Source organism: Rossellomorea aquimaris (assembly GCF_003315075.1).
In the GTDB taxonomy this organism is placed as follows: Bacteria; Bacillota; Bacilli; order Bacillales; family Bacillaceae_B; genus Rossellomorea; species Rossellomorea aquimaris_C.
Genome location: NZ_QNRJ01000002.1, coordinates 210,696 through 235,807, shown reverse-complemented (window position 1 = coordinate 235,807; position 25,112 = coordinate 210,696). Strand labels below are relative to the sequence as shown.

Below are 25,112 nucleotides of genomic sequence, written 5' to 3'. Positions count from 1 at the left end.
TTGAGTTTTTTTAAGAAGCTTAAAGATAAGTTTACACAATCAAGTGACAACGTATCAGATAAATTCAAAGATGGACTAAGTAAAACGAGAAATAACTTTACAACAAAGGTCAATGACCTGGTTGCGAGATACCGCAAAGTGGATGAAGAATTCTTTGAAGAGCTGGAAGAAATCCTCATCGGAGCGGATGTTGGGTTTGATACGGTCATGGAACTGATAGACGAACTAAAGCTTGAAGTGAAGCGAAAGAATATCCAAGACACTGAAGGTGTTCAATCAGTCATTTCAGAGAAGCTTGTTGAAATCTACCAAGGAGGTCGTGATGAGGACAGCAGCCTGAATATTCAAGATGATCAGCTGACGGTTTTGCTGTTTGTCGGAGTGAATGGGGTTGGAAAGACGACGACCATTGGGAAGATGGCTCATATGTTCAAGGAACAAGGTAAGAATGTGGTACTTGCAGCAGGTGATACATTCCGTGCAGGAGCGATCGAACAGCTTGAAGTATGGGGTGAGCGTGTAGGAGTTCCCGTCATTAAGCAAGCTGCAGGAAGCGATCCGGCAGCGGTTATGTTTGATGCAGTTCAATCAGCTAAAGCAAAAAAAGCGGATATTCTTATTTGTGATACAGCAGGAAGATTGCAAAATAAAGTGAATCTGATGAAAGAACTTGAAAAAGTGAAGCGGGTGATTGAGAGAGAAGTTCCAGGAGCCCCCCACGAAGTATTACTCGTTCTTGACGCGACCACAGGTCAAAATGCCATGGTGCAAGCGAAAACCTTTAAAGAAGCAACAAATGTCTCAGGGATCGTCCTGACGAAGCTGGATGGTACAGCAAAAGGTGGTATTGTCCTTGCGATCAGAAACGAGCTTGAAATCCCTGTGAAATTTGTAGGTCTGGGAGAAAAAATGGACGACCTCCAGCCTTTCGATGCTGAAAAGTATGTATACGGCTTATTCTCAAACCTGGTTGATAAAGAAGAAGAATAGATTCAAGAATCGATAGGGTAGCCTGTTTGGAAGACTTTAAGAAGTCCTCTTGCAGGTTACTCTTCTTTTGTGTGGGGAGTTTGGGATATTCTCTATGAAAAATCCATAAGTATTCTTGACAAACACCCGTAAACACTGTATTCTTCATATGTAAAGGTTTTTCACTTAACAAGGAGGGATATCCGTGCTGGAGAAAACGACCAGAATGAATTATCTCTACGATTTTTATCAATCTTTGTTAACTCCTAAGCAGAGAAGCTATATGTCCCTCTATTATTTGGATGATTTCTCTTTAGGGGAAATCGCTGAAGAGTATAATGTTAGTCGACAAGCAGTGTATGATAACATTAAACGAACAGAGGCCATGATCGAGGAGTACGAAGAAAAGCTTTTATTATTTAATAAATTTCAAGAACGCAACGAGATTCTTGATCAACTCAGACAAAAAATAGGGGAATCATCAATCGATTCTTCTCATTGTTTAAAACTCATTGATGATCTTGAAATATTGGATTAGGAGGCGGCATGAATGGCATTTGAAGGATTAGCCGACCGACTGCAAGGTACAATACAAAAAATCCGTGGAAAAGGAAAGATTTCAGAAGCGGATGTTAAAGAGATGATGCGTGAAGTTCGTCTTGCTCTTTTGGAAGCAGACGTTAATTTTAAAGTGGTGAAGCAATTCGTCAAGAAAGTAAGTGAACGGGCTGTCGGACAAGAAGTCATGAAGAGTCTTACACCAGGACAACAGGTCATTAAAGTTGTCCAGGAAGAGCTTACAAACTTGATGGGTGGCGAACAAAGTCAGATTGCCGTCGCAAAACGTCCTCCGACCGTCATTATGATGGTTGGTTTGCAAGGTGCAGGTAAAACGACGACCACTGGAAAGCTTGCGAACCTGCTTCGAAAGAAACATAACCGCAAACCACTATTGGTGGCTGCAGATATTTACCGTCCCGCTGCCATTAAGCAGTTAGAAACCATCGGGAAGCAACTAAGCCTACCTGTGTTTTCACTGGGAGATCAGGTGAGTCCGGTTGAAATTGCGAAAAGAGCCGTTGAAAAGGCAAAAGAAGAACATCACGATTATGTTCTGATTGATACAGCAGGTCGACTTCACATTGATGAAAACCTAATGGGAGAGTTGAAAGAAATTAAAGAACTCTCAAATCCAGATGAGATATTCCTCGTAGTGGATGCCATGACAGGTCAAGATGCGGTTAATGTTGCCCAAAGCTTTAATGAGGATCTTGGCATATCGGGTGTTGTCCTGACAAAACTTGATGGTGATACACGAGGCGGGGCCGCTTTATCCATCCGTTCAGTCACTGAAAAACCAATTAAATTTGTTGGGATGGGTGAGAAGATGGATGCGTTAGAAGCATTCCATCCCGAGCGCATGGCATCACGGATCCTTGGTATGGGAGATGTTCTTTCCCTTATCGAGAAAGCACAGGCCAATGTCGATGAAGAGAAAGCCAAAGAACTTGAACAGAAAATGCGTACCATGTCTTTCACTTTTGATGATTTCCTGGAGCAATTAGGACAAGTGAAGCAAATGGGCCCACTTGATGAGTTACTGAAAATGATGCCTGGAGCAAACAAAATGAAGGGCTTGGATAAGATTCAAGTCGATGACAAGCAGATCAGTCATGTTGAGGCAATCATCCAATCGATGACGAAGGATGAGAAAATTCATCCGGAAACCATCAATGCTTCGCGTCGTAAAAGAATTGCGAAAGGGAGCGGAACATCCATACAAGAGGTAAACCGACTTCTCAAACAATTCGAGGACATGAAGAAAATGATGAAACAAATGAGTGGGATGCAAGGAAAAGGTAAGAAAAAAGGGATGAAATTCCCATTTATGTAAGCAATTCGTTCGGTTTTTCAAAAGAAAAATTGAACTGTTAAGAAAAAACACTTTACAAACAAAATACACATTTGATATTATACTAACTTGTGTGAAACTATTCGGAGGTGCTTTAATTATGGCAGTAAAAATCAGATTAAAACGTATGGGATCAAAAAGATCTCCTTTCTATCGTATCGTAGTTGCAGATTCTCGTTCACCACGTGATGGACGTCAAATCGAAACAGTTGGAACTTACAACCCGGTTGCTAAACCAGCTGAAGTGAAAATTGATGAAGAGTTGGCTCTTAAATGGTTATCCAATGGTGCTAAACCATCTGACACAGTTCGTAACCTATTCTCAAAACAAGGCATTATGGAAAAATTCCACAATGCTAAAAACAGCAAGTAATCGATTAAATCGATGAAGGATCTTATTCTAACGATTGTGAAACCCTTAGTTGACCATCCGGACTCAGTCCACATCGAAACTGATGAAGGAACGAACGGCATAACTTATAAGTTATCTGTTCATCCTGAAGACATGGGGAAGGTCATTGGGAAACAAGGGAGAGTAGCTAAATCGATTCGAACTGTGGTATACGCTGCAGCAGGATCTTCACAACAGAAGAAAATCTTCTTAGAGATAGTGGAGTAAGGAAGCCAACATTTGGCTCTTTACACGAAAGGGTCCTAAGACCTCGAACACCGACTCTATAGAATCAGGGGACTGACCCACAAAGGTTACTATACAGCCTTAAGACGTCAGTCCCCTTTTTCATAGGTTTATGCTGCATGATTTAAAGAAAGACCTTCACAATCCACCACTCCCCCAAGAGAACACCCTAAGGATATCGTACGACAGCGTGGGGTGAATAGAAGGAGGAGGAAGAACTGTTGAATGTGATACATACGATTACGATTAAACAGGTGTTAACAGAAAAGAGTAAGGATCTGTTAATGAAACGATATGAGAATCAAAAGTTTCATTTAGCCAAGGAAAGCGATCAGTTACAGTTCGAAATGAAAAAGATTGAACGTGGTAAGAAATACCCTTCTCATAAATTAAACCAGCACTTCGAAAGAGAATTGAATGAGCGGGCTGAAAAGATCAAGCTCTTGGATTTCCAAATCGAGCAGTTAAATATCCTTCCTGTTGGAAGCGAGCTAAAGGAAAAGGAAGTCCAAGGTATGGTTGACATTCAAGTTGGTGACAATTGGGAAGAAGAAGCACTTTCTAAGACAATTATTATTGAAGATGGTATTGTGAAAGAAATTCGTTGAGGCAAGAGGTGAAAGTGATGGAAAAGTGGTTTAATGTAGGTAAGATTGTCAATACTCACGGAGTTAAAGGAGAATTAAAGATCGTTTCTACGACAGATTTTCCCGAGGAGCGATATCAAAAAGGGAACACACTTTATTTGTTTCAAGGTCAAAACCAGGAACCGATCAGTCTCGTGATCAAATCTCATAGAAATCATAAGAGCTTTGATTTATTGACCTTCGAAGGGTATGAAAATATCAATGAGGTTGAGAAGTTTAAAGAAGGTATCCTGAAGGTACAAGAAGACCAATTACAGGAACTTGAAGAAGGAGAATACTATTTCCACGAAATCGTTGGCTGTAAGGTCTTAACCACTGCCGGGGAAGAGCTTGGGACCATAAAAGAGATTCTAAGCCCGGGAGCGAACGACGTATGGGTTGTGAAGGGTCAAAGAGGGAAAGAATACCTTATCCCTTACATAGAGGATATCGTGAAGACAATCGACATAGAGAAACAGCTCGTTACGATTGAACCGATGGAAGGCTTGTTGTCATGATGAGGATTGATGTCCTGTCTCTATTCCCGGCTATGTTCGAGGGGATCTTTGGTGAATCGATTCTTAAGAAGGCTTACGAAAAAGAAGCCGTAAGCTACAATGTAATTAACTTCAGAGAATACGCTGATAATAAACATAATCAAGTTGATGATTATCCTTATGGTGGAGGAGCCGGAATGGTATTGAAGCCACAGCCTATCTTTGATGCGGTCGATGCCTTAAGGAATGAGAAACAATCAAAGCCAAGGGTCGTCCTGATGTGCCCGCAGGGTGAACGCTATACACAACAAAAGGCAGAGGAACTTGCTAAGGAAGAACATCTCGTATTTATATGCGGTCATTATGAAGGCTACGATGAGCGTATCAGGGAGCATGTTGTAACGGACGAAATCTCGATTGGAGACTATGTATTAACTGGTGGAGAACTTGGCGCCATGGTTGTCATCGATAGTGTAGTTCGCCTGCTTCCTGGGGTGCTTGGGAATGAGGATTCACCCATTCAGGATTCGTTCTCATCAGGACTCCTTGAGCATCCCCATTATACCCGGCCGTCGGACTTTAGGGGGATGAAGGTACCAGATGAGCTGATCTCAGGGAATCATCGTCTGATAGATGAATGGAGAGAGAAGGAGAGTCTGAGAAGAACCTTTGAAAGAAGACCGGATCTATTAGAAAGCTATACACTCACAGATCGACAAAAAGCCTGGATAGAGGATTGGAGAAAGTCTAAATAGGCTATTGCATCCTGGTTGTCTGTGTGATATTATATTCTTTGTGGCTTGAGGGGTTATCCCCTGTTGCCATTGATCCCGATGTTCCGCTGCAATCTATCGCTTTTGTAAGAGCATCTGTTGGAAGGAGTTGAAAAAGATGCACAAATTAATCGAAGATATTACGAAAGAACAACTTCGCTCTGATCTACCATCTTTCCGTCCTGGTGATACAGTACGTGTACACGTTAACATCGTTGAGGGTACTCGTGAACGTATTCAGGTATACGAAGGAGTAGTAATCAAACGCCGCGGTGGCGGTATCAGCGAAACATTTACTGTTCGTAAAATTTCTTACGGTGTAGGTGTTGAGCGTACTTTCCCAGTACACACACCAAAAATCGCTAAATTAGAAGTTATTCGTCGCGGTAAAGTCCGTCGTGCGAAACTTTATTACCTGCGTAATCTGCGTGGTAAAGCGGCTCGTATTAAAGAAATTCGATAAGAACGTAAGAAAAGGAGCTTGGAGACAAGCTCCTTTTCCTTATTCTAGAAGACCTTTTCTTGTGTAATAAACGAAACGTCGGACAGACGGACTGCCTATTTTAATGAAGCCACCTTTTTTTTAATGAGAAATACAAGAATTTCTAGTAGAATAGAAAAAGATAGAAAAATACATTGGGTGGTGGAGATGTGGTTAAAGAGAAAAATGAGTGGTGGGAGTGGATGAAGGCACTGTTGATCGCAGTAGGTTTAGCTGCAATTATCAGATTCTTTTTATTTGCACCTATTGTTGTCGATGGATTATCAATGATGCCTACTTTACATAATGGAGATCGAATGATTGTGAGTAAATTAGGGGAGCCGGAGCGATTTGATATCGTCGTTTTCCATGCACCTGAACAAAAGGATTATATCAAACGTGTCATCGGGCTCCCGGGGGATGAAGTAGAGTACAAAAATGATACATTATATATTAATGGAAAAGCGTATACTGAGCCATATTTACAAGAGTATAAAGATCAATTAAATGATGGTGTATTAACAGAAGATTTCACTTTGAATGATATCATTGAAAAAGGCACTGTTCCAGAAGGGGAAATTTTTGTGATGGGTGACAATCGCCGTTTCAGTAAAGATAGTCGTCACATCGGTACAGTTCCAATGGAAGAAGTGATTGGTGATACAAAAGTGATCTATTGGCCTGTTAAAGATATAGGTTTCGTGAAATAATAGAAAAAAGTTGTTTGGAGGTGGTCATATGACAATACAATGGTTCCCAGGGCATATGGCTAAAGCTCGTAGACAAGTTACTGAGAAGTTAAAACTTGTAGACATTGTGATTGAATTAGTAGATGCGAGAATACCGCTATCGTCAAGAAATCCAATGATAGAAGAAATTATTGGACAAAAGCCGCGACTTGTTTTGTTAAATAAAGCAGATATGGCAGATAAAAATAGAACGAATCAGTGGATTTCTTATTTTAAAGAGCAAGGAATAACAGCTCTTGCTGTAAATGCACAGGCTGGCAAAGGACTTCAAGTCATAGTTCAAGCCGCTAAAGAAATATTAAAAGAAAAGTTCGACCGCATGAAATCAAGAGGAATGAGACCTCGTGCCATAAGAGCCATGATTGTCGGTATTCCTAACGTAGGGAAATCCACATTAATCAATCGCCTGGCTAAGAAAAATATAGCGAAAACAGGGAATACTCCTGGAGTGACAAAAGCCCAGCAATGGATCAAAGTGGGGAAAGAGCTTGAACTACTCGACACGCCGGGTATTTTATGGCCTAAGTTTGAAGATCCTCAAGTTGGATATAAACTGGCATTGACCGGTGCCATTAAAGATACCATCCTGAATTTACAGGATATCGCCGTTTATGGTTTGCGATTTCTTGAAGAGCACTATCCAGACCGATTAGAAGAGCGCTACGGCCTTGAAGAAATACCTGAAGAAGTAGTGGATAGCTTTAATGAAATCGGAACTAAAAGAGGCTGTCTGATGGCTGGTGGAGAAGTGAATTATGACAAGACATCTGAACTTATCGTCCGTGACATTCGAAATGTACAATTAGGACCGATGACGTTTGATATCATTGGTGAGACTGAGCGGGAGAGCGAATAATAAAGAGGCTGTAAAAAGGGGGAATCTCTTTTGCGCAGCCTCTTTATTTATGTAAAGTACATCCGATATAAAAAGGAGGAGCAATGTGAATACAGTACATATGACCATTAAAGAAATAAGGGAAATCATCAGGTCTGCTTCTGCTCATGATCCGATTCTTGATGAGTTGAAGAAGGACGAAAGAATTGGGGTCCAAAAACTATTAAAACAGATTGAACGCGAGCAGATGAAACGAGAGAAGGAAAGAGAAGAATTTGGCGTCCTAACTCAATATGAACGTGAACTTTACCAACAGGGATTCACCCTCATTGCAGGAATCGATGAAGTAGGTAGAGGTCCTCTTGCAGGTCCTGTGGTGGCGGCTGCCGTCATACTCCCTCATGACTTCTATTTGGCGGGATTAAATGATAGCAAGAAGATAACAGAAGCAAGAAGAGAAGACTTCTATGAATACATCAGGGAACATGCAATATCTGTTGGAGTCGGAATGGTACATGCGGATGAAATTGATTTCATAAATATTTATGAGGCTACAAAAAAGGCTATGAGTGAAGCGATCGTCAGCCTGCCGGTTCAGCCAGAGTATTTACTGATCGATGCGATGAAAATTCAATCGCCCTTTCCGAGTCAGTCGATCATTAAAGGCGACTCGAAAAGTATATCCATTGCCGCAGCTTCCATCATTGCCAAGGTAACTCGTGACAGACTGATGAAGGAGTATGCCAGCACCTATCCTGGATATGCGTTTGAGAGGAATGCAGGATATGGCACAAAGGATCATTTAGGAGGGCTGGAGAAATTAGGAGTGACCCCCATTCATCGAAAGAGCTTTGCACCTGTGAAGGAGCTGCTATAGAATAGCAGCCGGATGGACTGTATAAAACGACTATGATTCACAATGAACGGGAGACAGGGAAATGACCCATATTCATGGTATTAACAGTAAACAGCCCCTTGACCAAAGGCCCTTTTCCATTCAAAGTGGAAAAGTTCTATATATCAGTGTCCATAAGCTGTTAGGAGAGGGCAATGCAGTGGTGTCAGCCAATGGACAACGGTTTATTGCGAAAATTGAAGCACCAATGGAAGCTGGTGAACGTTATTGGGTAGAAGTGAAGCAATCTGAAAGTAATGTAAGTCTACATCTAATCCCAAACCGTGGACAAACTGGAGTGGAAAATGGAAAGCATGCAGCAGCGAATCTATTACAGCATTTTTCCATATCAACAAATGGCAAAGAAATGAACGAATTTGTTATGGAGCTCATGAAAAAAAACATTCCCATTCATAAAGAACTGCTAGTATTCGGAGAGAAACATTTGAAAGGGAAAGATTCATCAGAAAGTGTGAAAACCCTGGTTGAAATGGCTAAGAGGAACATGCCGCTTTCTGACAGGGTCTTTCTCTCCATGAAATCGGGAACTTCAACAGATGGCATATTATCCAAGTTAAATGAGCTGGCTTCAAAGTTAAGCGGGACTGGAAGGGATATGGCCACACTCCATTTACTTACAGGGGTCCAGAAACCGTTGAATAGGCTGGCGTCAGAAAGACTAGTGATAAATGCATTATCCCGTTTAGTTGATACTTCCCAAACCTTCTCTAATCGATTAGGCCATTTCGATCTATTGAAATCACTGGGAGTCTTTCCGAAAGAAATCCCCATGAATCAATGGAGGAAAGGGTTAAAGACAACGGTTGTAGAAGAACTGAAACAGTCTTCACACGGGCAGTGGGAAAGGAAGATAGATCTTCTAAGAACCCAATTGGCCAATCATCCAGGTCCAGCTCCCGTAAAGCTTCGGAATGACCTGGATCAGCTTCTATCTACAACTACCGGCATGGGTCGGGATATTCCAAGGCTTTCTGGTACTCTTATCGGTAAATGGATGGATATTATATTGAGCATGGAGACTGTACTAAATGGAGAAAGGGACGAACCTTCCTTTGTGGCAGCTAAAGAGCTGATGGGAGTGGTTGGAGAGGGAAAGTGGCGGTCCATTGAGATGAACTATATGAGGCTCTTGCAGTCCTATGGAAGAGGCGCACCTGCATCGAACATGGAACAGCTGTTTCAAAAACTGCACCTTCAGATAGAACAAGAACTCACTCAGACGATCCGGGGAGAAGAACTGGCAAGGGTGTTGAAAAAAGTAATTGGAACGTTTGGGATTAACTTGGAAGCCCAGTTACAAAAAAATGGCCAAGAGCTTCAAAATCATCCAACAATTAAGCAGCATCTCATCGGGCTAAGTCAAAATCACCCACTCGCAGATATTCGAATGCTAGCCGATGATCTTGTTCTCAAGATGAACCACCAGGTGCTTCAATCACAGGAGAGTTCTCCTTTTCTCACAATCGTACAACAATTCCCATTTTCTTTATTTGGACAGAGCACCGATATCACCCTTCAATGGACAGGTAAAGAGAAAGAAAAAGGTGTGATTGATGGAGACTACTGCCGGGTTTTATTTTATTTAGAACTGGATATCATGAAACAGACATTAATCGATATGCAGGTTCAAAACCGAGTGGTCTCCTTGACCGTTTGGAATGACCACCCAAACGCAGAGAGAATGTCCAGATCATTTATTCCTGGATTAAAAGAAGGTCTGGAGAAGCTGGACTATCAACTATCAATGGTAAAGGTGAAAGCTCCGGATAAGCAGGTTGAGCTTTCTGATAAAATCATGGAAGAACGCTTTAAAACGTTTTCGGGAGTTGATTTAAAGATATGAAAAACCCTCATGAAAGAAAAGAAGCGATTGCTTTAGGCTATAATCAAAGTAGTGAATCGGCTCCAAAGGTCCTTGCTAAAGGGAAGGGAATCATTGCTGAAAACATTTTGGCTCAAGCAAAAGACCATCAAATACCTGTACAAGAAGACAAGAGCTTACTCTCACTTCTTGGAAACCTGGATATAGGGGAATCAATACCTGAAGAATTATATGGCGCTGTAGCGGAGGTTTTTGCTTTCATCTATCGCTTAGATCGGGATATAGCGGGGAAGGGATAATTTCTTTGCCAATCTAATATACTTCATGTCACTAAGGGGTATGAGTACGAAATAGAATAGCGGATTATATTTTTTAAGAATAATAATTTCAAGGATCAATCCTTCAAAAACAATGGAAAATATGGAGCAATTCTACTATCTTAAGTTCGGAATTTTAAAATTAATATAATATTTTTAGCATAATGGTAGACAGATATACTGTCATTTTATACAATGAAAGCGCAGTCTATTTTTTGAAGAGTTTGATAGGAGGATGGAAAATGAATATCCATGAATATCAAGGTAAAGAAATCCTCAGAAATTACGGGGTATCCGTACCAAATGGTAAAGTGGCTTTTACAGCTGAAGAAGCAGTAGAAGCGGCGAAGACATTAGATTCCAGCGTGTATGTAGTGAAAGCCCAAATCCATGCAGGTGGTCGAGGTAAAGCTGGCGGAGTGAAAATCGCTAAAAGCCTGGACGAAGTGCGTACATATGCAGATGAGTTAATCGGTAAAACTTTAGTAACTCACCAAACAGGCCCTGAAGGTAAGGAAGTAAAGCGCTTACTTATCGAAGAAGGCTGTGATATTAAGAAAGAATATTACGTAGGTCTGGTACTCGACCGCGCGACTTCCCAAGTTGTCCTGATGGCATCTGAAGAAGGCGGAACGGAAATCGAAGAAGTAGCAGAAAAAACACCGGAAAAAATCTTTAAAGAGTACATTGATCCAGTTGTTGGATTAACAGGTTTCCAAGCGAGACGTATTGCGTTCAATATCAATATCCCTCAAAAACTTGTTGGAAAAGCAGCTAAGTTCATGATGGGTCTTTACAACGTGTACGTCCAAAAGGATGCTTCTATTGTCGAAATCAATCCTTTGGTTGTAACGGGTGATGGAGACGTAATGGCATTGGATGCGAAGTTCAACTTCGATTCAAATGCATTATACCGTCAAAAAAATGTGATTGAATTACGCGATCTTGAAGAAGAAGATGCAAAAGAAATCGAAGCTTCTAAATATGACCTAAGCTATATTTCCCTGGACGGAAATATCGGTTGCATGGTAAATGGCGCTGGTCTTGCCATGGCAACGATGGACATCGTGAAGCATTACGGCGGAGATCCCGCTAACTTCCTTGACGTTGGGGGCGGTGCTACAGCGGAAAAGGTAACAGAAGCATTTAAAATCATTCTTTCTGATGAAAACGTTAAAGGTATTTTCGTCAATATCTTCGGCGGAATCATGAAATGTGATGTTATTGCAACAGGTGTTGTAGAAGCAGCTAAGCAAATCGGTCTTCAAGTTCCACTTGTGGTTCGTCTTGAAGGTACAAATGTTGACTTAGGGAAAGAAATCCTTAATAAATCAGGATTGAATATCATTGCAGCTGAATCTATGGCGGACGGCGCACAAAAAATCGTTGAGCAAGTAGGCTGAGAAAGGCGGGGGACTAATGAGCGTATTTATTAATAAAGATACCAAGGTTGTTGTACAAGGGATTACAGGATCAACAGCTCTTTTCCATACGAAGCAAATGCTTGAATACGGTACACAAATCGTGGCGGGTGTCACACCTGGAAAAGGCGGAACTGAGGTTGAAGGCGTACCTGTTTTCAATACAGTTGAAGAAGCAAAGAAAGCAACTGGCGTAAATGCATCCGTCATTTATGTTCCTGCTCCGTTTGCAGCAGATGCAATCATGGAAGCGGTAGATGCCGAGCTTGATTTGGCAATCTGTATTACAGAACATATCCCGGTACTGGATATGGTGAAGGTTAAGCGTTATATGGAAGGCAAGAAAACACGCCTTGTAGGACCGAACTGTCCAGGAGTCATCACTCCTGAAGAGTGTAAAATCGGGATCATGCCCGGTTACATCCATACGAAAGGTCATGTAGGGGTTGTTTCACGCTCTGGGACACTTACGTATGAAGCAGTTCACCAACTTTCCCAAGCGGGAATCGGCCAGTCAACGGCAGTGGGTATCGGTGGAGATCCTGTAAACGGAACAGACTTTATCGATGTATTGAAAGCATTCAATGAAGATGAAGATACGTATGCCGTCATCATGATTGGTGAAATCGGCGGTACTGCTGAAGAAGAAGCTGCTGAATGGGTTAAAGCCAACATGACTAAGCCTGTAGTAGGATTCATTGGAGGACGTACAGCACCTCCAGGAAAACGTATGGGCCATGCAGGTGCGATCATTTCAGGCGGTAAAGGAACAGCTGATGAGAAGATTCGCGTTATGAATGAATGCGGAATTCAAGTTGCTCCTACACCTTCAGATATGGGCGAAACATTAATAAAGGTTCTTAAAGAAGAAGGAATCTTAGATAAATGTAAAACTCATTAATCATATATTGAGACTGATGGCATTCATGCTATCAGTCTCAGTTTTATATTCTCTATTAAAGAAAATCCAGGAGGTTATAAATGAAAGACCGTCGTCATATTCTATTTCATATTCATCATTGTCGGGGAATTGGATTGAAAGGAACAAAAAGAATACTAGAATCTCTCCAGGAATTACACTCTATCTTTGATTTATCCCCTTCCACGCTCCAACAAATAACCCTTTCTACCGCAGTCAATTCAGAACTCTTCTATAGAGACCTTCATTCATTTAATTCAGACCGATACAAAAAGCTTTATTCAGAGCATGATATAGACTGGATCACGATTATGGACGAAGATTACCCTGCTCTACTGAGAAACGTATATGATCCCCCCTTTCTTCTCTTTTTAAAAGGAAACAGGAATCTCCTTCATGGACGAAAGAAATTGGCCATTATTGGTTCGAGAAATGCCACCTCTTATACGGAAAAAATTCTTCACGATATGATTCCACAGCTGGTGAAGAAAGAAGTAGTCATTGTAAGTGGACTAGCGCAAGGTGCAGATACGGTGGCTCATAACGAAACGATTCAATCAGGCGGCCAAACGATAGGAGTCCTAGGTGGAGGTTTCAACCACATTTATCCGAAGCGAAATGAAGAGTTAGCCCATCATATGATGAAGCATCAGCTTCTCCTCTCTGAATATCCCCCGTATATTAAACCGGAAAAATGGCAATTTCCTTTTAGAAATAGGATCATCAGCGGTCTTACCGACGCAGTGCTTGTTACGGAGGCAAGAAAAAAGAGCGGGACATTCATCACGGCTGATTATGCATTAAATGAGGGAAGAGAAGTATTATGTATACCAGGATCCATACATGAGCCGTTAGCAGAAGGAACCAACAGTCTAATCCAGGAAGGTGCAAGAATGGTCCTATCAATAGAAGATATTTTTTCAGAACTGGGAGTATAAATTAAGATAATATGATATAGAATCTTTTAATAAAGTAGGGTTTTTCCCATGAATGATTGAATAATAACGAGTTATTTATACAAAATGGTTGCAATTATTGTGAAACTGTTATACATTTTGCAACAGGTATCTAAAACTATATATAAGAGAAATAAATCGTTAAAAGTAGTGATTATCTACACTGATATCAATTTTATACCTATGTGAATGAAAGTGTAAACGTTTCCGTTTCACTTGGATCATAAACATTCCAAGGTGCTATAAACAGTGATTATTTCCCTCTTTAAGGAGGCTAATTGGATGGCAGATTATTTAGTAATAGTAGAGTCGCCGGCAAAGGCGAAAACAATTGAGCGTTATTTAGGAAAAAAATATAAGGTCAGGGCTTCAATGGGCCACGTCAGAGATTTACCGAAAAGTCAAATGGGCGTTGATGTAGAAAACGAATTTGAGCCTAAGTATATAACGATACGCGGTAAAGGCCCTGTATTAAAAGAATTGAAAACAGCAGCCAAAAAAGTCAAAAAAATCTTCCTCGCGGCTGACCCCGACAGGGAAGGGGAAGCAATTGCCTGGCATTTGGCTCACAGCCTTGCCATGGACACCACTTCCGAATGTCGTGTGGTATTTAATGAGATTACGAAGGATGCGATTAAAGAGTCCTTTAAGCATCCACGCGCGATCAATATGGATTTAGTCGATGCTCAACAGGCACGCAGGATTTTAGATCGATTAGTGGGTTACAACATCAGCCCGCTCCTTTGGAAGAAAGTTAAAAAGGGTCTAAGTGCAGGGAGAGTGCAATCTGTCGCACTAAGATTAATTATTGACCGGGAAAATGAAATCAAAAGCTTTACTCCAGAAGAGTATTGGTCAATAGAAGCTGAGTTCACAAAAGGGAACGATACATTCCAGGCATCGTTTTACGGAATGGACGGTAAGAAGGTTGAATTGAAGACCGAAGAAGATGTGAAAGAAGTGCTTGGTAAAGTAAAAGGGAAGTCCTTTGAAATTAATAAAGTAACAAAAAAGGAAAGAAAACGGAATCCCGCTCCGCCATTTACAACTTCTTCACTACAGCAGGAAGCAGCGAGAAAATTAAACTTCCGTGCAAAGAAAACGATGATGCTTGCCCAACAATTATATGAAGGAATTGAGATGGGGAAAGAAGGCACGGTTGGTTTTATTACTTATATGAGAACTGACTCGACTCGTATTTCTGAAGTGGCTCAAAAAGAAGCGAACGAATACATCGTTAATAAATATGGGAATGACTTCGTTAAGCAGTCTGAGCGTAAAGAGAAAAAACAACAAAAATCCCAAGATGCCCACGAAGCCGTCCGTCCTACGAGTACATTAAGGGATCCGGCTTCAGTGAAAGAATATCTTTCAAGAGATCAATACAGACTTTATAAATTGATTTGGGAACGATTTGTCGCAAGTGAAATGTCACCGGCCATTATGGATACGATGAGTGTGGATATTGTAAATGGTTCCGTTATGTTTAGGGCAACCGGCTCTAAAGTGAAGTTTCCAGGCTTTATGAAAGTGTATGTTGAAGGGTCGGATGATCAGAAAGAAGAAAAAGACAATCTTCTACCAGCCTTGGAAGAAAACGATAAAGTGAAAAGTGAAAGCATTGATCCTAATCAGCATTTCACTCAACCACCACCAAGGTATACTGAAGCAAGGCTCGTCAAGACTCTGGAAGAACTGGGTATTGGCCGTCCTTCCACATATGCTCCGACTCTTGATACGATTCAACGAAGAGGCTATGTAACATTGGATAATAAGCGTTTCATTCCGACTGAACTGGGGGAAATCGTTTTAGAACTGGTGAGAGAGTTCTTCCCGGATATCATTGACGTCGAGTTTACGGCAAATATGGAGCGCAGCCTGGATGATATTGAAGACGGCAATGTGAAGTGGGAAAGAATCATCGATCGCTTTTATCAGGATTTTGAAAAACATTTGGAAAAAGCGGAAAATGAAATGGAAAAAATCGAAATCCGCGATGAACCTGCCGGTGAAGATTGTGAAGAATGCGGACATCCAATGGTATTCAAAATGGGTCGATATGGAAAGTTCATGGCTTGCAGTAATTTTCCCGACTGCAGAAATACTAAGCCAATCGTCAAGGAAATCGGTGTGAAATGTCCAAAATGTGAAAAAGGAAATATCATCGAACGCAAAAGCAAGAAAAAACGTATTTTCTTCGGTTGTGACCAATATCCTGAATGTGACTTCTTATCATGGGATAAGCCGATCGAACGGAAATGTCCGAAGTGTTCAGAATTGCTCGTTGAGAAAAAGCTTAAAAAAGGTAATCAAATTCAATGTACTAGTTGTGATTATAAAGAAGAAACTCAGAAGTAGTGTGAGTATCCTGTTCGTCTGAACAATAAAAAAGATTGATTGTTGAACAATGAACTTATACAATATAACAAGGGACTGTCCCAACAGGTGATTTCTCTATTACCTGATGGGTCAGCCCTTTTCTGTTTGCATTTAGTTGAAAAGACCAATTCATCATGTGCTTTTGTCTTTTTTATCATTGTGCATTGGTGTACAATACAATGTGGTTAAGAGGAATGATCGATTTCCAGGAGGTTTATATAGATGCCAGTAAATGTTATTGGAGCAGGGTTAGCGGGTAGTGAAGCCGCTTGGCAGATTGCTAAGAGGGGAATAAAGGTTAACCTCTTTGAAATGAGACCGGTACGTCAAACACCGGCCCATCATACAGATAAATTTGCAGAGCTTGTGTGCAGCAACTCGCTTAGAGCGAATACATTAACCAATGCTGTTGGTGTATTAAAAGAGGAAATGCGGCATTTGGATTCCGTCATCATGTCAGCAGCCGATGCCTGTGCTGTTCCTGCAGGAGGAGCATTGGCCGTGGACCGTCACGAATTTGCAGCCCATGTCACTGATAAAGTGAAGAATCACCCGAATGTCATGGTATATAATGAAGAGGTCACGGATTTACCTGAAGGGATCACCATTATAGCAACAGGACCACTTACAAGTGAGAGTCTTTCAGAGCAAATCAGAAAAGTAACGGGAGAAGAACATTTATATTTCTACGACGCAGCTGCACCAATCATTGAGAAAGATTCCATTGATATGGACAAAGTGTATTTGAAATCCCGCTATGACAAAGGGGAAGCGGCATACTTAAATTGTCCGATGACAGAAAGTGAGTTCAATCGTTTCTACGAAGCCCTTATTTCAGCTGAAACGGTGCCTTTAAAAGAGTTTGAAAAAGAGATTTTCTTTGAAGGATGCATGCCGATAGAAGTGATGGCATCCAGGGGAAGGAAAACCATGTTATTTGGCCCTTTAAAACCGGTGGGATTAGAAGACCCTAAAACAGGTAAACGACCATATGCTGTTGTTCAATTAAGACAAGATGATGCAGCGGGAACTCTTTACAATATTGTCGGCTTTCAAACACATTTAAAGTGGGGCCCGCAAAAAGAAGTGCTTCAATTGATTCCTGGACTTGAGAATGCGGAAATTGTCCGTTATGGGGTGATGCACAGAAATACCTTCATCAACTCTCCCAATGTCCTAAAGGATACCTATCAACTTAAAGACCATGAGAACCTGTTTTTTGCCGGGCAAATGACTGGAGTGGAAGGTTATGTGGAATCTGCTGCCAGCGGGCTGATCGCGGGAATCAATGCAGCGAAATTGGCTACAGGTGAATCACCCGTGGTATTCCCCCATGAAACAGCGATTGGAAGTATGGCAAGATATATTACGACGGCCAACAAGAACAACTTCCAACCGATGAATGCTAATTTCGGTCTACTCCCTGATTTGCCCAAAAAGGTAAAAGGCAAAAAAGAGCGCAATGAGCAACATGCCAACCGGGCATTAGAAACAATTCAGAACTTTGTGAAAAAAGTGTAAAATTCATTGCAAGGGCAGCTGGGTTGTGTTACTATTTAGTAGCCCTTGTGAGGTGTTAAAAATGAGAAATCAATTATATGAACAATTACAATCCTTTACTGAATATATACAAATAGAAAAGCATTATTCTGCTCATACTTTTGAACAATATCGTCATGATATTGAGGAGTTCTACGTATTTATGAAAGAACAAGGTTTAAGTTCATTAAAAGATGTCGAGTATTCTGATGCGAGACTTTTTTTAACTAAGCTGCATGATCATGGTTTAATGAGATCTTCCATTTCCAGGAAGGTATCCAGTTTAAGAAGTTTTTACCGCTATTTAAATCGGGAAAAGCAGCTCACCGATAATCCATTTTCCTTTGTGAATCTTCCTAAAAAAGAACAGCGGTTGCCTAAATTTTTTTATGAGGAAGAAATACAAGCATTGTTAGAGGTGTGCGGAGGAGACAAGCCTTTAGACATTCGCAACCGGGCCATCTTTGAACTTCTTTATGCTACGGGTATCCGCGTAAGTGAATGCACAAGCATACAGCTGAAGGACGTCGATTTAGGGCTTTCTACAATCCTTGTTAAAGGTAAGGGTAACAAAGAGAGATATGTGCCATTTGGAAGCTTTGCTCACGATGCTATAGAACAATACATAACAGAGTCCCGCCCTAAGTTAATGAAGAATCAAACCCATACCCAATTGTTGGTCAATCATCGTGGCGGAGCATTAACCCAAAGAGGGATACGTCTTATCTTAAATAAGATTATCGAGAAGGCTTCCCTGACCGGAAAAATCCACCCCCATATGTTAAGACATACGTTCGCCACGCATTTACTTAATAATGGTGCCGATTTAAGAACGGTTCAGGAACTTCTTGGACACTCACAGTTATCATCAACTCAAGTATATACTCATGTATCGAAGGATCAGTTGAGAAAGACATATTTAGCACATCATCCACGTGCTTAAGAAGAGTTGGAGGTCAGGATATGGAACAATTCCACGCAACCACTATTTTTGCCGTTCAGCATAAAGGCAAATGTGCGATGTCCGGGGACGGACAGGTGACATTTGGCAATGCAGTTGTGATGAAGCATACAGCAAAAAAAGTACGGAAGCTATTTAATGGCAAAGTATTAGCAGGTTTTGCCGGTTCAGTTGCCGATGCATTCACACTATCAGAAAAGTTCGAAGGGAAACTTCAGGAATTTAATGGGAATCTCCCTAGGGCTGCTGTTGAGTTAGCTAAAGAGTGGAGGAGCGACAAAGTGTTAAGAAAGCTTGAAGCGATGTTGATTGTGATGGACGAAAATCACTTGCTGCTAATTTCCGGGACTGGTGAAGTCATTGAACCGGATGATGGGATTTTAGCCATTGGATCAGGTGGTAATTATGCACTATCTGCTGGAAGAGCTTTAAAACAATACGCAGGTGACCATTTATCTGCCAGGGAAATCGCCCGGTCTTCCTTACAAATCGCTGCTGATATATGTGTATATACGAATAACCAGATTATTGTTGAAGAGCTATAAACATTATTCATCAGGTTGAAATTTTTATATACTTTTACATTATAGGGAAAGTAAGGAGTGTGCCATTTGATGAAGAGTACTGATCACTTAACTCCAAGACAAATTGTTGAACGTCTCGATCAATATATTGTAGGACAAAAAGATGCAAAGAGAGCGGTCGCTGTCGCTTTGCGAAATCGATATCGCCGTAGCCTTCTTTCTGATGTATTAAAGGATGAAGTGATTCCAAAGAACATATTAATGATGGGACCAACCGGGGTCGGGAAAACAGAGATTGCCAGAAGGATTGCGAAGCTTGTCAGGGCTCCTTTTGTAAAGGTAGAGGCTACTAAGTTTACTGAAGTCGGCTATGTTGGACGTGATGTGGAATCTATGGTGAGAGATTTAGTCGAAACGTCTGTCCGCCTGGTGAAAGAGGAGAAAATGGTAGGTGTTCGTGAAAGAGCAGCTGAAAATGCTAACCGCCGCTTAGTGGAACTCGTTGTACCATCTAAGAAAAAGTCCACCTCATATAAAAACCCATTTGAAATGATCTTTGGTGGTAATCAGTCACAGGGCACTTCGGATGAAGAGGAAGAAAAGCAGGAAGAGATTTCCCTTCAAGAGCAAAGGCGCATAGTGGAAACAAGACTTCAAAATGGTGAACTTGAAGAGGAGTTCATCACAATTGAAGTAGAAGAGCAGCAGCCATCCATGTTTGATATGCTTCAAGGCTCCGGTATGGAACAAATGGGCATGAATATGCAGGATGCTATGAGCAACTTTATGCCAAAGAAAAAGAAAAAACGTAAATTAAAGGTGAAAGAAGCAAGAGTCGTTCTTACAAATGAGGAAGCTCAAAAGCTTATTGATATGGATGAAGTAACCCAGGAGGCAATTGTGCGTGCAGAACAATCAGGAATCATCTTTATCGATGAGATTGATAAAATAGCAAGCAAGAGCTCTGGCCAATCTTCAGCCGATGTTTCGAGAGAAGGGGTTCAGCGTGACATCCTTCCTATTGTAGAGGGATCTACGATTGTCACAAAACATGGTTCGGTGAAAACAGATCACGTGCTTTTCATTGCCGCAGGAGCCTTTCATATGAGTAAACCATCGGATCTTATACCGGAATTACAAGGACGTTTTCCAATCAGAGTGGAACTACAGAAACTATCTACAGAAGACTTTGTGCGTATACTCATTGAACCTGATAACGCAATCATTAAACAATATATCGCTTTAATGGAAACAGAAGGTATACAAATTGAATTTTCTGACGATGCTATTCGTAGACTTGCTGAAATTGCCTATGATGTAAACCAGAACACGGATAATATAGGAGCGAGAAGACTTCATACCATTATGGAAAAACTTCTCGAGGATCTTTCCTTTGAAGCTCCTGATATTACATTGGAAACGATTAATATCACACCTAAGTACGTGGATGATAAGTTAGGCGCCATAGCTAAGAATAAGGACCTTAGTCAGTTTATTCTATAAGTTTTCACATTCATTCTATTGGGTAAAGATAGATGAATCAATCAATCAGAATACAAAATTAAATAATAGATACACTTAAGTTGTAGTAGGAGGAAATGTAATGAATTTATTAGGTAAAACAAGAACCATTAACGCTATGCTGCAAAAAGCAGCGGGTAAACCAGTTAACTTTAAAGAAATGTCAGAAACGCTTAGCAAGGTCATTGAAACAAATGTATTCGTTGTAAGTCGCCGAGGGAAATTGCTTGGCTACGCCATTAATCAGCAAATTGAAAATGAGCGAATGAAACAAATGCTTGCCGATCGTCAATTCCCTGAGGAGTATACTCAAAACCTGTTTAATGTTCAAGAGACTTCTCCAAACCTGGATGTTAACAGTGAATATACTGCTTTCCCTGTTGAAAATAGAGAATTCTTCAAAAATGGGTTAACGACAATCGTTCCTATTATTGGTGGAGGAGAAAGACTGGGTACATTGATTCTTGCCCGTCTTGAAGCTAGCTTTGAAGATGATGATCTGATCATGGGTGAATATGGTGCAACAGTAGTAGGAATGGAAATTCTTCGTGAAAAAGCGGAAGAAATCGAAGTGGAAGCTAGAAGCAAGGCTGTCGTGCAGATGGCGATCAGTTCTTTATCATACAGTGAGCTTGAAGCGATTGAGCATATCTTTGAAGAGTTAGATGGTAATGAAGGCCTTCTGGTTGCTTCTAAAATTGCCGATAGAGTGGGTATTACCCGTTCAGTAATCGTCAATGCCCTTCGTAAATTAGAAAGTGCGGGAGTAATTGAGTCTCGTTCCCTGGGAATGAAAGGTACTTACATTAAAGTATTAAACAATAAATTCTTAGTTGAATTAGATAAACTTCGTACAAATTAATCCAAAAAGAGCTGTTCCCTGTTAAATGGGGAACAGCTTTTTTGGTTACCTTCATGCTCGCTTCTGAAGGCATGCTCCGCTTTTGAATCATCCAGCTCCGGGGCTTATGCTTGTCGCCTCTGGGCGAAGCCCCTCCGCTTTTGTAGACGGAAATGTCTGATTGTTTAGGGAAAATAAGCCGAATGGACTATTGGTAATCTTTCATAAGGTATTGTCATATATGGCACGAATAGTACAATAAAGTTACAACAATGTTACGACTATTTTCGACAGTTTGATCAATAAAGATGGCAGAATGAGTAATATGATGACATTCACCTCTTGGAAGGTGATATTTTCGTGTGTAAAAGAATGATAATAGGTGAAACCCCCAATCATGAACCCACATAAAGTCGGATTTTATTCTTATGATAGCCAATCGGAAAGATTCATGTATATGTAACATACATGTAATAAAATTAGAAAAATTCACATTAAATTGGTAAAAAATCCTTGGTAATTTAAGGGTTAAATATAGATTAAAAGTCACGAATTCTTTGAATAACGCCCTCATTCTTGAAAATTTACGGAATATTCATAGACACTAATCTTGCTAAACATTACAATAAATACTGTTGCATGCTAAATTTGTAAAAAATAGTAGTATCTTGTCAAAAAAACGGATAGAGGTGCCTTAAGTGAAATTATTTTCCAACACTTTCACCACTCTGGAAAGAGGACTGAATTACGCCTCGTTAAATCAAAAAGTGATTTCTCAAAATATCGCAAATGTCGATACTCCAAATTATAAAGCAAAAGAAGTGGAATTTAAGACAATGCTGGACCAGTCAGTTCAACAAATGGATGCCAAAAAAACGGATCAACGACATTTCAGCTTTCAGTCAAGTAGTCAACATCCAGCGGTTAAAACCAAAACAGCTTATCAATATAATCACAATGGAAATGGTGTCGATTTAGATCAGGAAATGTCAGAAATGGCTTCGAATCAAATCTATTTCAATGCCTTAACCGATCGAATAAATGGTAAGTTTAACAGTCTTCAAACGGTTGTAAGGGGAGGTAAATAATTATGGCGATATTTACAGGTATGAATACAACAGCATCTGCCCTTACTGCCCAACGCTTAAGAATGGATGTCATTTCATCAAACATGGCGAATGCAGATACAACAAGAGGAGAAATGGTGGGGGGAGAATGGCAGCCATATAAGAGAAAATCTGTTGTGATGGCCCCAAAGGAAAATCAATTTTCTTCCTTTTTAAATAAAGCCATGCATACAAGGGACACTCACACTGTTGGAAGTGGTGTAAAGGTTTCCAGAATTGAAGAAGATGACGAAACACCATTTAAAATGGTGTACGATCCAGAACATCCTGATGCGAATGGCGAGGGATATGTGCAGCTGCCCAACGTAGATCCATTACGAGAAATGGTTGACCTCATATCGGCGACTCGTTCATATGAAGCGAACGTTACTGTGTTTAATGCGAATAAAGCGATGTTAATGAAATCATTGGAAATCGGTAAGTAGGAAGAGGTTATAGATCTATGGCAATACATAATATAGGTTCGATTAATCCTGGAATTATTAGTCCGTCAATTGCAAAAAAAAATGTCTCTCCTTCAGAAGCTACGGAGAATTTCAGTCAATTACTTAAACAGTCCATTGACGAAGTGAATTCCATGCAAGTTCATTCAGATCAAATGACTGAGAAGCTTGTACGGGGAGAAAAGGTTGATCTTCATCAAGTGATGATCGCTTCACAAAAGGCAAGCATCACATTACAAACGACTATGGAAGTGCGTAACAAAGTAGTAGAAGCGTACCAAGAAATAATGAGAATGCCAATGTAGTAGACTCATTCAGTCATGTACCGGAGGATTGTAATGAATGATTCGTTTAAGAAATATACAGAACAGATAAAGTCTTATTGGGCAAGCAGAACAAAAAAACAGAAAATAAGTATGGGAGCAACTTTTCTGATAACAGTCATTCTGATTAGTGTTGTGAGCTTTTTTGCAACAAGAACGACTCTTGTTCCCCTATACAGTAATTTATCACCTTCAGAAACCGGCACGATAAAAGAAAATCTTGATGGTAGAGGAATCCCCTCGGAGATTTCCGATGGTGGCTCAACCATCATGGTTCCTAAAGAACAAGTAGATACATTGAAGGTTGAATTGGCTGCAGAAGGTATTCCTAACTCGGGCAGTATTGATTACTCCTTTTTCAGTCAAAATGCCGGGTTTGGTATGACTGATAATGAATTTAATGTGTTGAAGCTGGATGCGATGCAAACAGAACTTGCTCAACTCATGAAAGGAATCGAAGGAGTACAGGATGCTAAAGTCATGATCAATCTCCCAGAAAAGCAGGTGTTCTTAAGTGATGAAATACAACAAGCATCAGCTTCGATTGTATTAAATACAAATCCTGGTTTCACATTTGATCAAAAGCAGATTAAATCACTATACCATCTGGTTTCCAAAAGTGTTCCTGATCTCCCTACAGAGAATATCGTCATCATGAATCAATTTTTTGAGTATTTTGACTTGGAATCTCAAAATAATTCAATGGGTGGAGGCAACTTTGCTCAACAAATGGATGTCAAGAAAGAAATTGAACGTGATATACAACGTCAGGTTCAGAATATGTTAGGCACATTGATTGGATTTAACAAAGTGGTTGTATCGGTTACAACTGATATAGACTTTACCCAGGAAAACCGTGAAGAAAACCTTGTTACACCAGTTGATGAAGAAAACATGGAAGGAATAGCCGTAAGTGCACAACGAATTACAGAAACCTTCTCGGGAGAAGGAGCAAACCCGGGTGGGACACCTGGAGCCGGTGATGCTAATGAGCCAACAAATACTGGGGATACTTATGGTTCCGGTTCAGAATCAAACGGTGATTATGAACGGATGGAGGAAACGATTAACAATGAAGTCAATCGTATCCGTAAAGAAGTAGTTGAGAGCCCATATAAAATAAGGGACCTTGGGATTCAGGTTATGGTGGAACCGCCAAATCCTGAAGAGATAAATTCCCTGCCACAAGACAGGGTGGATGATATCCGCCAAGTATTATCGACCATTGTACGAACTTCCATTGATAAAGAAGCCAATCCTGAATTGACAGACGAAGCAATAGAAGACAAAGTGATCGTCTCGGTTCAACCATTTAAAGGGAAAGTCGATATGGCACCTGAAGAAAAATCTGTTCTTCCATGGTGGACCTATGTGGTTGGAGGAATACTTCTTATTGTCATTCTACTTTTATTATTTTTCCTGATTCGCTCCAGAAAGAAAGAAATAATAGAAGAAATAGCGTACGAAGAATCAAGGGAACCTGTCCATATACCGGATATTGAGCCTAAAGAGGAAACAGAAGGAACGATTCGCCGGAAACAACTTGAAAAAATGGCCAAAGAAAAGCCTGAAGAATTTGCAAAATTATTACGGACCTGGTTATCAGAGGATTAGGAGGGATGAA

At 40.6% G+C, this 25,112-nt stretch carries 27 protein-coding genes; all 27 read left to right on the top strand.

Features of this window, described 5'->3' with window-relative positions:
* Nucleotides 1-990, top strand: a complete 990-nt coding sequence (gene ftsY / locus DET59_RS03645; protein ID WP_113968247.1) for a signal recognition particle-docking protein FtsY — start codon at nucleotides 1-3, stop codon at nucleotides 988-990.
* A gap of 184 nt (nucleotides 991-1,174) precedes the next feature.
* The gene (locus DET59_RS03640) at nucleotides 1,175-1,507 is read left to right on the top strand and encodes a putative DNA-binding protein (RefSeq protein ID WP_113968246.1); all 333 of its coding nucleotides are present in this window, start codon (nucleotides 1,175-1,177) and stop codon (nucleotides 1,505-1,507) included.
* A gap of 12 nt (nucleotides 1,508-1,519) precedes the next feature.
* Entirely contained in the window at nucleotides 1,520-2,863 is a 1,344-nt protein-coding gene (gene ffh, locus DET59_RS03635; protein ID WP_113968245.1) for a signal recognition particle protein, read from the top strand.
* Nucleotides 2,864-2,981: 118 nt separating this feature from the next.
* Nucleotides 2,982-3,254, top strand: coding sequence for a 30S ribosomal protein S16 (rpsP, locus tag DET59_RS03630; RefSeq protein ID WP_113968244.1), 273 nt, complete (start codon nucleotides 2,982-2,984; stop codon nucleotides 3,252-3,254).
* 12 nt (nucleotides 3,255-3,266) lie between these two features.
* On the top strand, nucleotides 3,267-3,500 hold the full coding sequence (locus DET59_RS03625) for a KH domain-containing protein (protein WP_113968243.1): 234 nt from the start codon (nucleotides 3,267-3,269) through the stop codon (nucleotides 3,498-3,500).
* Between the two features lie 239 nt (nucleotides 3,501-3,739).
* A complete protein-coding gene (locus tag DET59_RS03620) occupies nucleotides 3,740-4,126 on the top strand; it encodes a YlqD family protein (protein WP_113968242.1) in 387 nt (128 codons plus the stop codon).
* A 17-nt stretch (nucleotides 4,127-4,143) separates the two neighbouring features.
* Entirely contained in the window at nucleotides 4,144-4,662 is a 519-nt protein-coding gene (gene rimM, locus DET59_RS03615) for a ribosome maturation factor RimM (RefSeq protein ID WP_113968241.1), read from the top strand.
* Nucleotides 4,662-5,396, top strand: coding sequence for a tRNA (guanosine(37)-N1)-methyltransferase TrmD (gene trmD / locus DET59_RS03610; RefSeq protein WP_181778051.1), 735 nt, complete (start codon nucleotides 4,662-4,664; stop codon nucleotides 5,394-5,396). Before rimM ends, trmD begins: the two co-directional genes overlap by 1 nt.
* A gap of 136 nt (nucleotides 5,397-5,532) precedes the next feature.
* A complete protein-coding gene (rplS, locus tag DET59_RS03605; protein ID WP_032088854.1) occupies nucleotides 5,533-5,877 on the top strand; it encodes a 50S ribosomal protein L19 in 345 nt (114 codons plus the stop codon).
* Between the two features lie 188 nt (nucleotides 5,878-6,065).
* On the top strand, nucleotides 6,066-6,605 hold the full coding sequence (gene lepB, locus DET59_RS03600) for a signal peptidase I (protein ID WP_113968239.1): 540 nt from the start codon (nucleotides 6,066-6,068) through the stop codon (nucleotides 6,603-6,605).
* Between the two features lie 28 nt (nucleotides 6,606-6,633).
* Complete coding sequence (ylqF, locus tag DET59_RS03595) at nucleotides 6,634-7,500, top strand: ribosome biogenesis GTPase YlqF (protein WP_113968238.1); 867 nt, start codon at nucleotides 6,634-6,636, stop codon at nucleotides 7,498-7,500.
* A 100-nt stretch (nucleotides 7,501-7,600) separates the two neighbouring features.
* Entirely contained in the window at nucleotides 7,601-8,356 is a 756-nt protein-coding gene (locus DET59_RS03590) for a ribonuclease HII (protein ID WP_113968465.1), read from the top strand.
* A 61-nt stretch (nucleotides 8,357-8,417) separates the two neighbouring features.
* Complete coding sequence (locus DET59_RS03585) at nucleotides 8,418-10,238, top strand: hypothetical protein (protein ID WP_113968237.1); 1,821 nt, start codon at nucleotides 8,418-8,420, stop codon at nucleotides 10,236-10,238.
* Nucleotides 10,235-10,516, top strand: a complete 282-nt coding sequence (locus DET59_RS03580; protein ID WP_113968236.1) for an EscU/YscU/HrcU family type III secretion system export apparatus switch protein — start codon at nucleotides 10,235-10,237, stop codon at nucleotides 10,514-10,516. Before DET59_RS03585 ends, DET59_RS03580 begins: the two co-directional genes overlap by 4 nt.
* Before the next feature lie 260 nt (nucleotides 10,517-10,776).
* A complete protein-coding gene (gene sucC, locus DET59_RS03575; RefSeq protein WP_113968235.1) occupies nucleotides 10,777-11,937 on the top strand; it encodes an ADP-forming succinate--CoA ligase subunit beta in 1,161 nt (386 codons plus the stop codon).
* A 16-nt stretch (nucleotides 11,938-11,953) separates the two neighbouring features.
* Nucleotides 11,954-12,856: a succinate--CoA ligase subunit alpha gene (gene sucD / locus DET59_RS03570; RefSeq protein WP_044337414.1), complete on the top strand. Its 903-nt coding sequence runs from the start codon at nucleotides 11,954-11,956 to the stop codon at nucleotides 12,854-12,856.
* 80 nt (nucleotides 12,857-12,936) lie between these two features.
* The gene (dprA, locus tag DET59_RS03565) at nucleotides 12,937-13,812 is read left to right on the top strand and encodes a DNA-processing protein DprA (RefSeq protein WP_113968234.1); all 876 of its coding nucleotides are present in this window, start codon (nucleotides 12,937-12,939) and stop codon (nucleotides 13,810-13,812) included.
* A 300-nt stretch (nucleotides 13,813-14,112) separates the two neighbouring features.
* Nucleotides 14,113-16,188, top strand: coding sequence for a type I DNA topoisomerase (gene topA / locus DET59_RS03560; RefSeq protein WP_113968233.1), 2,076 nt, complete (start codon nucleotides 14,113-14,115; stop codon nucleotides 16,186-16,188).
* 243 nt (nucleotides 16,189-16,431) lie between these two features.
* A complete protein-coding gene (trmFO, locus tag DET59_RS03555) occupies nucleotides 16,432-17,730 on the top strand; it encodes an FADH(2)-oxidizing methylenetetrahydrofolate--tRNA-(uracil(54)-C(5))-methyltransferase TrmFO (protein ID WP_113968232.1) in 1,299 nt (432 codons plus the stop codon).
* 61 nt (nucleotides 17,731-17,791) lie between these two features.
* A complete protein-coding gene (xerC, locus tag DET59_RS03550; protein WP_113968231.1) occupies nucleotides 17,792-18,691 on the top strand; it encodes a tyrosine recombinase XerC in 900 nt (299 codons plus the stop codon).
* A 20-nt stretch (nucleotides 18,692-18,711) separates the two neighbouring features.
* Nucleotides 18,712-19,254: an ATP-dependent protease subunit HslV gene (gene hslV, locus DET59_RS03545; protein ID WP_113968230.1), complete on the top strand. Its 543-nt coding sequence runs from the start codon at nucleotides 18,712-18,714 to the stop codon at nucleotides 19,252-19,254.
* A 69-nt stretch (nucleotides 19,255-19,323) separates the two neighbouring features.
* Nucleotides 19,324-20,736, top strand: coding sequence for an HslU--HslV peptidase ATPase subunit (hslU, locus tag DET59_RS03540; protein ID WP_113968464.1), 1,413 nt, complete (start codon nucleotides 19,324-19,326; stop codon nucleotides 20,734-20,736).
* 100 nt (nucleotides 20,737-20,836) lie between these two features.
* Entirely contained in the window at nucleotides 20,837-21,616 is a 780-nt protein-coding gene (codY, locus tag DET59_RS03535) for a GTP-sensing pleiotropic transcriptional regulator CodY (RefSeq protein ID WP_113968229.1), read from the top strand.
* Between the two features lie 677 nt (nucleotides 21,617-22,293).
* Nucleotides 22,294-22,683 carry a flagellar basal body rod protein FlgB gene (flgB, locus tag DET59_RS03530; RefSeq protein ID WP_113968228.1) on the top strand — a complete coding sequence of 130 codons (390 nt, stop codon included), beginning with the start codon at nucleotides 22,294-22,296 and terminating at the stop codon, nucleotides 22,681-22,683.
* Nucleotides 22,684-22,685: 2 nt separating this feature from the next.
* Nucleotides 22,686-23,147 (top strand): flagellar basal body rod protein FlgC, encoded by a 462-nt coding sequence (gene flgC / locus DET59_RS03525; RefSeq protein ID WP_113968227.1) that lies wholly within the window; start codon nucleotides 22,686-22,688, stop codon nucleotides 23,145-23,147.
* A 17-nt stretch (nucleotides 23,148-23,164) separates the two neighbouring features.
* Complete coding sequence (gene fliE / locus DET59_RS03520) at nucleotides 23,165-23,470, top strand: flagellar hook-basal body complex protein FliE (protein ID WP_113968226.1); 306 nt, start codon at nucleotides 23,165-23,167, stop codon at nucleotides 23,468-23,470.
* Between the two features lie 33 nt (nucleotides 23,471-23,503).
* On the top strand, nucleotides 23,504-25,102 hold the full coding sequence (gene fliF, locus DET59_RS03515; protein ID WP_113968225.1) for a flagellar basal-body MS-ring/collar protein FliF: 1,599 nt from the start codon (nucleotides 23,504-23,506) through the stop codon (nucleotides 25,100-25,102).
* Nucleotides 25,103-25,112: the final 10 nt, after the last annotated feature.